Source organism: Thainema salinarum CENA647 (assembly GCF_057732415.1).
This window is the reverse complement of the sequence record NZ_JBYJZJ010000022.1, coordinates 500,350-513,249: the sequence shown is the minus strand read 5'-3', so window position 1 is coordinate 513,249 and position 12,900 is coordinate 500,350. Positions and strand designations below refer to the sequence as shown.

Sequence of the window (12,900 nt, the reverse complement as noted above, 5' to 3'; positions counted from 1 at the left end):
CCCAGTATTACTCCATCTCTTTGTCTATGCCCAGCTTCAAACCCGACCTTGATTGTGAGTTTGGTCGCTTAATTCGCGCCTGCAATAAGTCCTAAAAACCACTAACCTGCTCTAAAATCAGGTATTGCAGACCACAATCCTTGAGGGATAGCATTTTGACGGCGAAGCAGATACGGAGTGTACCTTCAGATACCAACGAACCAATCCTGTAGAACCGTCAGGCAAAATTCGCTGCTATGTACATCCTGATGTGCTCAGGAACGATACTCCAGAGGAACATGTTCGCCAAAGAGTCGTTCGAAGCTTGGCATACGCTGTATCGTGGATGTGAAACCTGGTTGTAGCCTCACCAGTCATCGGTATAGACCGAACTCTCGGCTCGGGTCATCGCCTGGATGTACGAACTCAGGGTCGTCTTGTCTGTGCGCTCAATGACTCGTAAGCGGACGTGCCCCGACATCCGTCCCACTGTGCCGATAATCGACGGTCGGTCATTCTCATAGGTGCCGTGCCCCCGACGCTTGTTGGCTCGTCGTCTTGGCGGGTCATCCGGCTCCAGATGCGGCTTTCCTTTTTTCCCCCGCATTCTGAAACATCTCATCGGTTTCAGTCCATGTAGGGTGTGTCACGGCGAAGCCTAACGTATCATTTCACGAAATTCGAACCACATAAGCTGCGATCGCATTGTCACTCTTTTTGTGCTGAACCGGGCATCCTAAACTCACACCTATTTACTGGGTATGGATATGAGATTGTTCAGTAGGGTTATCAATCGGCTTCCATTCGCCTTAAAAGTGATTCTTACTATACCTTGGATGATTTTTGGGCTGCTCTTAGCTTTAATCATGGCACCTTTTCAGATTGCTTATCACATGTCTGGTGCTGGAAAGGAATTAAAGAGCAATTTTCATCATAATCTCGATGATCAGAATTTTAAGAAGGCAATTGCTCTGATTGAATTGCACAAGCTGAGGTTTGGTAGCTATCCAGAAAGTCTCAATGACCCACGCTTTCAGGAGTTTCTGGGTGATTGGGACAAGTTCATCTACTCAGCAGTTACCTACTCCAAGCTGAAAAATGGCTATGAGCTAAATTTAAATAATCAGGACGCTCTTCAACTTGAGTATCCACCAGCGTTCTGGAACGGTTTAGGTCTAGTTAGAACAAATGTGAAAGGGTTTAGAGATTCATCTTTTCTGTAAAAGTCTTCAAAAATCCAGGTCGAAATCAATGAAAGAGCTATGAAGAGAACGCTTGTCGGAGTTAACCCTCCAGAAAAGGTTGAACTTAATTGGCGCGAAAATTGCTTTATTCAACTAGTTTCAAGACGAGACATTATCAAAGTGGGAAATGCAAGCCTAATCTTACTTTCTATTTCTTTTTTAATGTTTGCATTTTCAGGATATTTAATTGTATCCATGAATAATCCGATTTACTCATCAAATATATTAGTTAGCTTATGTTCTCTTGCTTTAACTATCTTGGGATGCGTTATATTGTCTTGCACAGGCTATCTTGACAAGCTCATCTTTTTGAATAATCTATGTAAACGCAAAAAACTTCTTTTCAATCCTCATTTGAGGGATGTTTTTTTAGAAATTGAAGATCCTAATACTTACGATCTAGTTAAAGTTAAAGCTGAAGACTGTGGCTTATTAAGAATAGAACATGCCTATATATTACAGCAATCTCAAACAGGACATGAACAGTAACCATACATGAAGGCTTTCTCAAAGATGAAGGTTTGCAGATGAGTCGCCAGATAAAAGAGGAGTTTGACCGAGCGAAAGGAGTGGCACAAGCGGGCAAATTTACGACTAAATCGCTTGGCCTGTAACCAAACATCTTCGACCGGATTTTGCTCGGGTGCATTAGGCGCAAGCTGAATGCAAGTGAGTTTCCAGTGCTGCTCTCGAGTACCATGATTCTGTTGACTCAGGTAGTTGCGAACCACCTTGGAACGGTGGTAGCTGGCTCCATCCCAGATGATGAAAAAGCGAGTGGACTCATCATACTGAGATTGAAGATACTTCAGAAAGGCCACGGTATTGTGCTGATTGCCTGCCTCATACTCATGAATAACAAAGCTCTTGCTCAAATAGTCCAAGGCTCCATAGTAGGTCTGCCGCTCTCGAATGGAGGCAATGGGGATGTCCACTCGCTGATTGCGCCGACTCCATCCATATCCACGGAGGTCTCCCCAGAGCAGATGGCACTCATCGAGAAACATCACTCGCACCTGCCCACTGGCGATCTCGGCTCGCCACTGGACCAGCAACTGTTGAATCTCGGCTTTTTTGCCTCGACTTTGGCCTCCTCTTGGCCCGGATGCACCGAGTGGGATTTCTTCCAGCTAAACCCTGCGTCTTTGAGCAGTTGGGTATAGCTTTGGGCTGAGCGATAGAGCACTCCATAGCGCTCTTCAATCTGCTCAACAAGCTCCTCTAGTGTCCACCAGTTTTTCTGCTGCAACCACTCAAAGATGTCCTGTTTCTGCTCGGCGCTTAAATAGCCTTGGGTGCCCCAGTAGTGGGATTTCAGTCCCTCGACTCCTCGCTCTTCATAGCGCTGGTGACTCGCACTAATAAATCCCAGAGAAACCTGTAGGATATCTCGGATCGCCCGATAGCTTTGACCTCTCTGGTGCAGTTGCACGGCCAAGGCGCGTTTCAGTTCTTGGGCAGAGGAATTACTTTGGATAAATTCTTCCAGGGAGGTCATGGCTGATTTACTTCGGTGAGGATAACTCTTTATTCTATTCTCCCTCGTTCATTACCTATTTGTGATTGCTGTACTTGAGCTTACAGTTCATCAAGCTAAGCTTGATAGAAAATATCTTAATATCAACTTAAAAAAAGGTACTCATGGTCTAGTTGGGGTAGAACTATCTTATCCAAATTATACTGACACCCCCGAATGGCGGGTTGTATGTAATGCACCTTTTCAGAGTCTTAATCTATTTCACTTAATGCAGCCGACCAGGGCAATATGGCTATACACTAGACTCACATCAAGCAATTCCTAAATTCAAAGAAAACATGGTTTTCCACATAGCTTAACACCTGCATTAGAGAAATCATAGTTGTTGAGTTTCATTCCTCAAACTAACTTATAGGATTTGCAATCGCATTTTTCGAGAAAGTTTGAGACAAGACAAAATAGGCTATTATTTGTCTAGCCTGTGAAATTTGCGATCGCAACTTATGAATGGTGTTGCTTGGAAAGAAATAGCAATATATGAAGTTGTTGAAACCTCAGTTTGCATTGATAATATCGTAATCGTCCCATGCTTTTATGAGTTATTTCCTTGCCCAGAAAAATACCAGCCTATTTTGGATTTTTCTTTAGAGCACTACATGCTTCAAGAGCATTTATCCTTTGCGGATTTTTGCCCAGCATTTTATGAGTTTATCCAGCCCAGCTTAAGATTTGAATCTGAGAATTGGCAGGATGCAATTTGGGTTCGATCCAAGATTACATCTGCATATAATTTTTATCCCCCGCAAGCCTACAGCGAACGTCGTAGTCTTTTGAATATTCCTTTCGTAGCGGTTTTTCTTGATGATTCATCAAGCATTTCGGCTCTACATCCGTTTGTCTGTGTTGAGTACGAACTCAAAGCAGGACTTGAATTCTATCAAGTTACTACACCAGAAGAATGCTCGATTATTTCAGCTATTTTCTGGAAGTCATTATTGGCAGAACCAAAGCTAGCTGATTTTATTGATCGTGTTGTAGGGTGGGCTTACGATTATGAATCTCCAGTTATGGGTAGCGATTTTGTGACTGGCTATTGGAAAGATGAATTCCATTTAGTTTTACTAGATTCAGAAATCTACTACTAGGTCTAAAGCTCTAACAAATGAAATAATGTATGCAAAGCCTAATTTGTAAAAATTCAATCGCACTTTGAATGAAATTCATATTAGAGTTCAACATAGAGAATTACGGATGGGCAAGTGCGCTTCTTCAATCTGAAGGACAAATTTATAATATCGCCTCGATTTCTTATCTATCCGATGCGTTTAATAGCTTGTCTAGAGCAATTCTAGATTTGTTACGTGGCTGTAAAGCAGCAGAATGCACCTTTGATCATGAACCTGGACGGACAAAGCTCAGATTTATTCGTCACGTTGATAACGTAAAAATCACAGCCTATCGGTTTGAAAAAACTCTTGAGGACGTAAGCTGGGATTCAGGAAATCTTGAGTTTGAATGCTCCACATCTATCAAAAGGCTGAAGTCTCAATATCTGGCAGCAGCAGATAATATCCGAAGAAAATACACTGATAAGGAATATGCTCAAAAATGGCGGCATCCTTTTCCAACTGAAATTTACGAGTCAATAAAAAATATCTGACAAGTGCGATCGCATATTGATTTCTACTTATTTTTCTACTTATGCAATCTTGACAAAACCAGGGTAAACGCATCAAAAATCTGGTTTAGAATGTGCATCAGAGAGAGGCATACTGGCGCTGAGAATGTGCAGCATAAACTGGTCATCTAGGCCTGCGCGATAGCGTTTCATGGCTAAACTGCCTTTTGAGGACTCCTGGCGCAGGAGGTTGAGTGCCAATCGGCGCAGCACACTCATGTTGCGAGGAGCATGGTCTTTGCGAATGCGAGAAGCATCTTCGTTGAATACCACGTCCAGGCACCAAGGAAGTTGATTTTCGACGCCCCAATGGGCACGAACATAGCGAGCCAAGGTTGTGGCATCGGTGCTCAGCGAACTGAGGAAGTAGCGGATTTCGGTGGTGTCCTTGTTCCACAAGCGACGATGGGAGTGTACCACAACCAAACTTTGTAAGCCTGCCCACTGCTCCAACTGTTGTGGGGTAAACACCTGCAGGGCCGGAATCTGCCAGATTGTCCTCGTCTCAATGCGATGATGTCCCGTCTCAATTGTCTGATGCTGAGTGTGCTCTATGTTCTCCCACTGACGCGCCTGAGCGCTTTCAAATCCAGTTTGTGCCTGCTTTAACAGGGTCGGATGATTGCCTTTGAGAGCCAAAATATAATCTGCCTGCTCACGGGTAATCTGCTGGGCAATCGCGCTTTGGGTGCCCATCGCATCAAGACTGACAATGCAACCGGTCAGAACTAACTGGTCGAGCAACACCGGAATCGCTGTAATTTCATTGGACTTCGAGGCTACAGCGCACTGACCTAACACCAGTCGATGCTCACTGGCCCAAGCACTCACCAGTTGCAGAGCTTTGCCTCCTCCCTCCCGGTCATAGGATCCTTTAGCGGTTTTGCCATCAATCGCAATCAGTTGAGCATCTAAGGTTGAGATCAATGCTTTGACCCATTGCTGGAAACTGGCCTCCAAGGCTTGCGGGTCGAGTCGAGCAAACACACGGGCGAAGGTATCGTGGGACGGAATGCCGTTGGGTAACGACAGGAAGGATTCGAGCCAACGGCGTTTGGCGTTGCCGTAGGTCTCGATGGCAACCCAACTATCTGCTCCAGACAACACGGCAAACAAAGCGATGGCAATGATGTCCAGCAGTTGGTGAGCACGAGTGCGCTCCACTCGCGGGTCGGGAATCTCCCCAAAGTACTGCTCCAGGCACGATTGCAGCGTTTCTCGATTAACAATAGGAAGCATAGGCAAGCAGAGAATAACCACTCATCCTACACCTTTTCGTGCCCCGTTTTAGATGCGTTTACCCTGTTGACAAAACCTTCAATTCTAGTTCCAACTTATTTTGTGTCAGATTTCCTTGGCAACGGTCTTCTGCCATTCAATGATGAGGCAATCAGCCAATTGCGAACCCAGTTGTCGTGATAACGAAATCCGTTGAGTTGCTCAAAGGGGCATAAGCACCCGCCCATCGCTTTGCGAGTCTTGCGACAAAAAGGATGGAAGTTCCAGAGTAGCGCCATCGAGCGCACCGACTGTTCCGCCGAGTCCCAGAATCCATGAAAATCTTGCATGGCATACAGGGTACGGTCAAGATAGTTCATGGGACGGTCAACCTGATTGCTGGTGCGATAGGCGTCAGGGAAGTCAAAGGCGCGTTGGAAGACGTGAGATTTGTCGTTGAGGCGTCGCAAGCGAGCGTCAATGGCCTGGGGCAACGCGTGGGTGTTCACCCACTCCAGCAACCGACGCAATCGTTGAGCAAAGTGACGTTTGCTCTGGCCCCGATACAGATGCCAAAGCTTGTCGGCTAGTTGCTGACCCAGGACTGGTTTAGAGCGGCACCCATCGCGAATTTTAATCACCTCATGCAGGAAGCACAGAATCCAGACCAGGCCAGGAAATAGCTCCTCCCAAGCGGCTCGGGTGGCCTCCCAACCATCAGTCGTCACCGTCTCGGGCGCATAGTCGGGAACATGATGGGCAGCTTCCTGCTGGAATACCCCATAGGCTGCGGTTAATCCATCCTGACCCGCATTGGCACTGAGACTGGCTCCCAGGACGCACCCTTGCGCCGCTGTCACTGCCAGATAGACTCGCTGCCCGTGCCAATCACAATGCTTCTCATCGGCAACTAGATGGGGGGAGCGCCGTTTCCCTTTTGAGGGTACTGCCCACAATCGAGGCTCGACCGAACGACTGACAGAGCCGATACCAGTGCATCTCAGAACGGCCCAGCACATAGGCAATCCCCTCATACGACAGGCCATGCTTTCTTAAATAGAGCGCTTTGTCGGCCATCTCCGCCGTCTCGCTCATGTACGGCATCACCAAATCGGGACGCAGTTGATAAGCCTCTCCGGTACTCGGCAGCAAAATCCGCCGGGTCTTGAGCTGTTGACGAGAGGACTCGACCCATCCATGAAAGCGATAGCCCGCTTCAATCCCGTCGGGAAACAGTTCTGGGTGAGCCTCGATCTGCTCGTTGAGATACTGCCGAAAGGACTCACAGTCTTCTACTAAGACCTCGTAGTCAAGGTCGTCTGCAATGGGCAGACAAATCGTTTTATCGCCTGCTGTGCCACGCTTGCGTCGTTGCTGAGCCATCGGCTTTGGCCTGCTGAACTCTCTGTCTCAATTTTAATTCAACACAAACTTGGGTGGAACCAGCTTCAATTCAATTGGATTTCAATTTGCAATGTCCATTCTCTAAGTTTTTCTCGAATCATTAGAAATTGCAGGTTGTAATAAACGACTTTCTAAGCGAGGTGTAATTTGGCGATCATATAGTTGCTGAATTTTTTGGCATATCACAAACATAACTGGCAAAGTAGTAACTATCATTACGCTCGAAAATATAAACAGGTTGTCACCAGGTATTATCTTCTCAAGAATTTTGCTTGCCACAGATAAAACAGGTCGGTGAAATAGATATATACAATAAGAGGCGTAAGCAATTTTTTCAAATAGGGAAAAGCTTAATCCCTTTTCAGGAAGGTAACGTAGAGCATAATAAGAGAAAGTTACAAAACAGATCATCCAGATATTTACCCTTAAAAGGTTGAGTAAAGAAGCATCGGGATTGCGAACGGATACGTATCCTGTCAAATTCATTAATAAGGTGATGAACAAGAGAATCAGAAAAAAGATAATTGAGAATGACTTAGGTGATTTATCTAAGATTTTGCTGGCACCACAATACATGCCATACCAGAAAACTCCATAGTAGAGCAGTAGACGAAAATCAGTTGCCTGCCAAACCGCATTTAAAGCAAAAATCAGGACGGGGAAACCAAGAATGATGCAAAGTTTGATACCTTGGCTTAACCTCGACTTCCAAACCAAGAAAATCGAGTAGTAAGCCATAATCAATCCGATAAACCAAAGCGTCTGTATTGGTTGCAGACTTGGCGACTCAACTAGTAGCTGTAATCCAAATAAATGCACAAAGATTGAAGTTGGATTAGTGATTTCATGCAGAACAATGAAGGCCGCAAAGGCAACCAAGTAAAGGGGAAAAATTCGAATCCAGCGCTTAAGAACAAACTTTTTAGTTTTGTCTAAGTCAAAAGATTGGCTTTTTCTTGAATTAAGCAAATAACCTGACGTAAACACAAAAAGGCTTAGGCCAATATATCGGTTGAATACATTGAGAAGAGATAAATCAAGAGGTATCCCGAAATTGTTTAAATTGTAATAGTTAAACGTATAGCCTGGTAGATGATGAACCAATATCACCAAGATTGCCAATGCTCTCATCCAATCAAGTACGACTAATCTTTTTCCCATTTATCTAATTCACTTTGACCAAAAAATTAAGTTTATAGTTTCTGAACTTGCTCTCTATATTCAATTATTCCTCCCTGAATTGTATTGAAAAGTAAATAGAGAAGCATTTTATTTCTTTGAATTTGGCTCTTAATCTGAGCCTAGATTGCATGGAATTTGCTGCCATCAGCCCATCGAAATTTTGATGATTGCTTGATTGAAAAAAGAAGATATGGCTTGGTTGGCTGATAGATATAGATGGATTGGCTAACTTCAAGTACAATAACAAGCCCATCAACTTTATAGTCGCTTTTATTTATGACTTTTAGAAAAAATTGGTTTTTGGAACACCCTAAAACATTCACTAGGCAAGTCCTCTCATAAATGTCTGCTCAGATAATCAGGCATTTGTCATAATTTTTGCAGAGATGCGATCGCACAACCGCACCACACTTTTCACAGGAGTCGGCCATTGGTTCAGTCATCCCAGCCCCCAGCCAGCGCTGCACGCCCCATGCAGCGGGTACTCGGTAGCCTCCGCGTTTATCCCTGGTTGACCGTGGGCGCAATCGGTAGCGCTTTGCTCCTGGTGGCGGCCTATGCAGCGACGCCGCAGCTCTATCGCTGGGCCATCGATCAGGGTATTACCGAGCGGAATCTGACAATCGTGCTCCAGAGTGGGATGGGATTAGTCATCGCTGCGATCGCACGGGGACTGTTTAACTTTGGTCAGAGCTTTTGCGCCGAAGCCATGTCTCAGGGCGTGGTGTATGACCTGCGCAATCGGATTTTCAGCAAAATCCAGAACCTCAGCTTCAGCTACCACGATCAGTCGCAGACCTCCCAACTCCTCACCCGCGTCACCAGCGACATTGAGCAAATTCGCACCTTTCTGAGTACGAATCTGATCCAGGTGATTAGCGGCGTCGTGACGCTGGTGACGATTGCCGTGATTTTGCTGCTGATGAACTGGCGGCTGGCCCTGATTAGCCTGCTGGTTGTGCCCCTGGCGGGTTGGCTGATGGCTCGCTTTTTTAGTCAAAACAGCCAGCTTTTCTACCAGGTGCAGGAGCAGCTCAGCGACCTTAATGCCGTGCTGCAAGAAAATCTGGTGGGGGTGCGGGTGGTCAAAGCTTTCGTACGGGAACGGGTGGAAACGGAGCGCTACACCCACCAAAATCAGAGCCTCGTTGCCGCCAACATGAAGACGATTGTGGCGATTCGCAACACGTTTCCGTTTATCTTCCTGGCTAGCAATCTGGTGATTGTGGCGGTGATTGGCTACGGCGGCGCGGCGGTGATTGGCGATCGCCTGTCGGTGGGGGAGCTAGTGGCGTTTAATGCCTATCTGCTGCTGATTTTGCAGCCAATTCTGCTGATTGGCTTTGCCGCGCCAGCGATCGCCCAAGCCGCCGCTTCTGCCGAACGGGTGTATGAGGTAATTGATGCCGCAATTGAAATTAAAGACCGACCGCAGGCCGTGCCCTTCACCACCTGCGGCGGCAGAATCACGTTTGAAAACGTCTCCTTCCGCTATCCCGGTGCGTCGGTGCCAGCGCTGACCCATATCTCGTTTGAAACCAAGCCCAATGAGCTAATCGCCATTTTGGGCATGACCGGATCGGGCAAAAGCACGATTATTAACCTGATTCCCCGCTTTTACGATGTGACGGCGGGAGCCGTGCGGATCGACGGACGCGACGTGCGGGATTTTACCCTAGAAAGTTTGCGATCGCGGATTAGCACTGTCTTTCAAGAAAGCACCCTGTTCTCCGGCACCATTTTCTCCAACATCACCTACGCTAAAGCTGACGCAACAATGGCGGAAGTGATTGAAGTGGCTAAAGCTGCTCAGATTCACGACTTTATTGCCAGTTTGCCCGACGGCTATGACACGATTGTGGGCGAACGCGGCGTTGGTCTCTCTGGTGGTCAAAAACAGCGAATTGCGATCGCGCGTACTCTACTCACCGACTACAACATTCTGATCCTGGACGACAGCACCTCCGCCGTTGATGCTCAAACGGCTGCTCAGATTCAAGCCGCCCTCGATGACCTGATGCGCCGCCGCACCTGCACTTCCTTTGTTATCGCCCAGCGGATTAGCACCGTCCGCACCGCCGACCGCATTCTGCTCATGGACAAAGGCCACCTAGTCGCCCAGGGCACCCACGAACAGCTAATGGCCAGCAGCCCGCTCTACGGTGCCATTCTGGAATCGCAGGTTGGTTCGGCCACCACGCCGCTTGAGATTTGAGCAATTAGTAACCCTCAACCCATCAACCAATAACCGTTAACCAATTACTATCAACCAACAACCATCACCCCGGCATTTTCTCAAAAGCAGGCACATTGTCATCCATCGGCGTGGAAGGCAGCTTGCGGCACGTATAAACATTCACCATCGGCTGAAACCAGCTCGCATCGTCAATCACGCCAACTCGAATTCCCATGCGCTCCGGATGACTGCTGTTAGCTGAAAATAACTGAGAACCACAGTTGGGACAGAACAACTTGGTCATCATGGTGCCGCGATCGCACAAATGCTCATAACTAGCGGTTTCGCCTTGAATCGTTAGCGCATCCGCCGGAATGAATACAAAGCTGGCATAGACACTCCCACTTGAACGGCGACAGTCATCACAATGGCAATTAGCCTGCCGAATAGGCGCACTGGATGACGCAAATTGAACTGCGCCACAGAGGCAGCGACCCGTAAACGATGAGGCCATAACGTTCTCCTTTTCCTTAAACTGTGGGAGCGGGTTTTGCCGCCAAATCTATGACATGGTGCAAATTGGTCTACTAAACCCGCCCCTATCCAATATCGAACTTAGAGTCGCAGAAATCGAAGTTCTCAACCCAATCAGCACGATAGTGCTAGCCTTAACTCATTCTCACTCCAGAATTGAGTTTCAGCATTATTCAAAGATTCCGGCTATGACTTCTGTTCCCGTTGCCGCTACGCAATCCCGAAAACCTAAATCCTCAACCACTGGGCGTTTCTTTCGTTACTTTGCGCCCTATCGGAAAGAACTTCCTTTAGCGATTCTCCTAGTTGCGATCGGAGCTACGACACAGGCAATCGGGCCACTGCTGATCGGCTGGTCAATCGACAATTTGATTCTGACCGGGAATCTGAGAGGGCTGTTGTGGATGCTAGTCATCCTGACAGCCATTTATTTCTTGGGAGTTTGGGCCATTCGGGGACAAATCTTGCGCATGGGAGCCATTGTGCAGCGGCTGCTGGGCCAGTTGCGGCAGGATATTTTCGACAAGGTTCAAAGCTTGCCCGTCAGCTTTTTTGACCGCAGCGAGGCGGGCGATCTGATGAGCCGTCTGCTCAACGATGTCAGTACGGTGAATCAAGCCTTTGGTCTGACCATTCCCCAGGTGCTGGGCCAAACCTTCAGCCTGGTGGGGATTATCATCGCCATGCTGTCGATTAATTTGCAACTAGGATTGCTGAGTAATCTGGTTGTACCGCTGATGATTTTTACTACGGGATTTTTCTCCCGCTGGGCTAGGAGTCGATTTCGCGTCACTCGTCAGACAATTGGCGATCTCTCGGCCAAGCTGGAGGAAGATATTGGTAGCGTGCGCGAGGCTCAGGCATTTAACCGTACTCAGCTCAACATTGAGGAGTTTGATAGCCTCAATGCTGCCAATCGGCGCGCAAATGTGCAGGCCGTGGCGGTGACAGCCGCGTTTTTGCCTTCTATTGATTTTCTCAACACCCTGGCTACGGCTGGCGTGATGGCCTACGGTGGCTATCTAGCGGTGACAGGAGCGATGACGGTGGGTACCGTGACCGCGTTTTTGCTCTACGTGCAGCAGTTTTTCCGCCCGATTCAGATCCTCAGCCAGTTTTATACTCAAGCCCAATCGGCTCTGGCCGGACTGGATCGGATTTTTATGCTGCTGGATGAACCCGTCACGTTACAGGATGCCCCCAATGCCAATGAGATGCCGTCAATTCGGGGCGAGGTGCGGTTTGAGCAGGTGGAGTTTGGCTACACGCCCAATCAGCGAGTGCTGAAGGGGATCAATCTCTGCGCTCAGCCGGGACAGATGATCGCGCTAGTGGGGCCAACCGGAGCGGGCAAAAGCACCATCATTAACTTGATTATGCGGTTCTACGATGTGACAGATGGAGCCGTGAAGATTGATGGCATCGACATTCGCACCGTCACCCAGGCTAGCCTGCGTCGCCAGATTGGTATCGTGCTGCAAGATAATCTGCTGTTTACGGGCACCGTGGCCGAAAATATTGCCTTTGGCGCTCCCCATGCCAGTCAAACCGAGATTGAAGCAGCGGCTCAGGCGGCCAATGTGCATGAGTTTATTACCTCGCTGGCTCAGGGGTACAATACCCGCTTGGGCGAACGGGGCGCACCCCTCAGTCAAGGCCAGCGGCAGTTGGTGAGCATTGCACGGGCCGTGCTGGTCAATCCCCGCATTTTAGTACTAGACGAGGCAACGAGCAGCATCGACACTCGTACTGAAGGGCTGGTGCAGGATGCGATCGCAACTCTTCTAAAGGGTCGTACCAGCTTCGTGATTGCCCACCGTCTCAGCACCGTCACCGCAGCCGATCAAGTGCTGGTAATTCAACAGGGACAAATTGTGGAGCAGGGCACCCATGCCGAACTAATGGATCACCAGGGAATCTACGCCAATCTTTACAGTCTGCAACTGGGAGCCAGTTAAACCATGACAATAGTCTTCAACTGGTAATGATTTTGTGCTGTGTGGGCTTC

The 12,900-nt window shown here is 47.8% G+C and carries 14 protein-coding genes; 6 read left to right on the top strand and 8 right to left on the bottom strand.

Annotated features, from left to right (window positions below):
• Nucleotides 1–346 precede the first annotated feature (346 nt).
• A complete protein-coding gene (locus tag AC286M_RS09095; RefSeq protein WP_488204071.1) occupies nt 347–601 on the bottom strand; it encodes a hypothetical protein in 255 nt (84 codons plus the stop codon).
• 244 nt (nt 602–845) lie between these two features.
• Between AC286M_RS09095 and AC286M_RS09090 the strand changes: the two genes are divergently transcribed.
• Entirely contained in the window at nt 846–1,202 is a 357-nt protein-coding gene (locus tag AC286M_RS09090; protein WP_488204070.1) for a hypothetical protein, read from the top strand.
• A 39-nt stretch (nt 1,203–1,241) separates the two neighbouring features.
• The gene (locus tag AC286M_RS09085) at nt 1,242–1,712 is read left to right on the top strand and encodes a hypothetical protein (RefSeq protein WP_488204069.1); all 471 of its coding nucleotides are present in this window, start codon (nt 1,242–1,244) and stop codon (nt 1,710–1,712) included.
• Here the strand turns inward: AC286M_RS09085 and AC286M_RS09080 are convergent.
• Together AC286M_RS09080 and AC286M_RS09075 are read right to left on the bottom strand one after the other, a co-directional pair.
• Nucleotides 1,691–2,278, bottom strand: a complete 588-nt coding sequence (locus AC286M_RS09080) for a transposase (RefSeq protein WP_488203438.1) — start codon at nt 2,276–2,278, stop codon at nt 1,691–1,693. The genes AC286M_RS09085 and AC286M_RS09080 overlap by 22 nt on opposite strands.
• Nucleotides 2,230–2,721 carry a helix-turn-helix domain-containing protein gene (locus AC286M_RS09075; RefSeq protein WP_488203920.1) on the bottom strand — a complete coding sequence of 164 codons (492 nt, stop codon included), beginning with the start codon at nt 2,719–2,721 and terminating at the stop codon, nt 2,230–2,232. Before AC286M_RS09075 ends, AC286M_RS09080 begins: the two co-directional genes overlap by 49 nt.
• 482 nt (nt 2,722–3,203) lie before the next feature.
• On the opposite strand from AC286M_RS09075, the gene AC286M_RS09070 reads away from it, so the two are divergent.
• Nucleotides 3,204–3,845: a hypothetical protein gene (locus AC286M_RS09070; RefSeq protein ID WP_488204068.1), complete on the top strand. Its 642-nt coding sequence runs from the start codon at nt 3,204–3,206 to the stop codon at nt 3,843–3,845.
• Between the two features lie 68 nt (nt 3,846–3,913).
• Nucleotides 3,914–4,360, top strand: a complete 447-nt coding sequence (locus AC286M_RS09065; protein ID WP_488204067.1) for a hypothetical protein — start codon at nt 3,914–3,916, stop codon at nt 4,358–4,360.
• A 72-nt stretch (nt 4,361–4,432) separates the two neighbouring features.
• Here the strand turns inward: AC286M_RS09065 and AC286M_RS09060 are convergent, their stop codons facing one another.
• From AC286M_RS09060 to AC286M_RS09045, 4 genes are all read right to left on the bottom strand, one after another.
• Nucleotides 4,433–5,617, bottom strand: a complete 1,185-nt coding sequence (locus AC286M_RS09060) for an ISAs1 family transposase (protein ID WP_488204066.1) — start codon at nt 5,615–5,617, stop codon at nt 4,433–4,435.
• Between the two features lie 95 nt (nt 5,618–5,712).
• A complete protein-coding gene (locus tag AC286M_RS09055; RefSeq protein WP_488204065.1) occupies nt 5,713–6,456 on the bottom strand; it encodes a hypothetical protein in 744 nt (247 codons plus the stop codon).
• 40 nt (nt 6,457–6,496) lie between these two features.
• Nucleotides 6,497–6,979, bottom strand: coding sequence for a hypothetical protein (locus tag AC286M_RS09050; RefSeq protein WP_488204064.1), 483 nt, complete (start codon nt 6,977–6,979; stop codon nt 6,497–6,499).
• 102 nt (nt 6,980–7,081) lie between these two features.
• The gene (locus AC286M_RS09045) at nt 7,082–8,161 is read right to left on the bottom strand and encodes an acyltransferase family protein (RefSeq protein WP_488204063.1); all 1,080 of its coding nucleotides are present in this window, start codon (nt 8,159–8,161) and stop codon (nt 7,082–7,084) included.
• Nucleotides 8,162–8,612: 451 nt separating this feature from the next.
• Between AC286M_RS09045 and AC286M_RS09040 the strand changes: the two genes are divergently transcribed.
• A complete protein-coding gene (locus AC286M_RS09040; protein ID WP_488204062.1) occupies nt 8,613–10,397 on the top strand; it encodes an ABC transporter ATP-binding protein in 1,785 nt (594 codons plus the stop codon).
• Nucleotides 10,398–10,461: 64 nt separating this feature from the next.
• Here AC286M_RS09040 and AC286M_RS09035 read toward each other — a convergent pair whose 3' ends face one another.
• Nucleotides 10,462–10,872 carry a GFA family protein gene (locus AC286M_RS09035; RefSeq protein ID WP_488204061.1) on the bottom strand — a complete coding sequence of 137 codons (411 nt, stop codon included), beginning with the start codon at nt 10,870–10,872 and terminating at the stop codon, nt 10,462–10,464.
• 208 nt (nt 10,873–11,080) lie between these two features.
• Here AC286M_RS09035 and AC286M_RS09030 point away from each other — a divergent pair, with 208 nt between their 5' ends.
• Nucleotides 11,081–12,850 carry an ABC transporter ATP-binding protein gene (locus tag AC286M_RS09030; RefSeq protein WP_488204060.1) on the top strand — a complete coding sequence of 590 codons (1,770 nt, stop codon included), beginning with the start codon at nt 11,081–11,083 and terminating at the stop codon, nt 12,848–12,850.
• Nucleotides 12,851–12,900 lie beyond the last annotated feature (50 nt).

Bases quoted from the DNA above. Each gene is read 5' to 3' on its own strand.
- AC286M_RS09095 (WP_488204071.1), bottom strand. From the start codon at position 601: ATGAGATGTTTCAGAATGCGGGGGAAAAAAGGAAAGCCGCATCTGGAG.
- AC286M_RS09090 (WP_488204070.1), top strand. From the start codon at position 846: ATGGCACCTTTTCAGATTGCTTATCACATGTCTGGTGCTGGAAAGGAA.
- AC286M_RS09085 (WP_488204069.1), top strand. From the start codon at position 1,242: ATGAAGAGAACGCTTGTCGGAGTTAACCCTCCAGAAAAGGTTGAACTT.
- AC286M_RS09075 (WP_488203920.1), bottom strand. From the start codon at position 2,721: ATGACCTCCCTGGAAGAATTTATCCAAAGTAATTCCTCTGCCCAAGAA.
- AC286M_RS09070 (WP_488204068.1), top strand. From the start codon at position 3,204: ATGAATGGTGTTGCTTGGAAAGAAATAGCAATATATGAAGTTGTTGAA.
- AC286M_RS09065 (WP_488204067.1), top strand. From the start codon at position 3,914: ATGAAATTCATATTAGAGTTCAACATAGAGAATTACGGATGGGCAAGT.
- AC286M_RS09060 (WP_488204066.1), bottom strand. From the start codon at position 5,617: ATGCTTCCTATTGTTAATCGAGAAACGCTGCAATCGTGCCTGGAGCAG.
- AC286M_RS09050 (WP_488204064.1), bottom strand. From the start codon at position 6,979: ATGGCTCAGCAACGACGCAAGCGTGGCACAGCAGGCGATAAAACGATT.
- AC286M_RS09045 (WP_488204063.1), bottom strand. From the start codon at position 8,161: ATGGGAAAAAGATTAGTCGTACTTGATTGGATGAGAGCATTGGCAATC.
- AC286M_RS09035 (WP_488204061.1), bottom strand. From the start codon at position 10,872: ATGGCCTCATCGTTTACGGGTCGCTGCCTCTGTGGCGCAGTTCAATTT.
- AC286M_RS09030 (WP_488204060.1), top strand. From the start codon at position 11,081: ATGACTTCTGTTCCCGTTGCCGCTACGCAATCCCGAAAACCTAAATCC.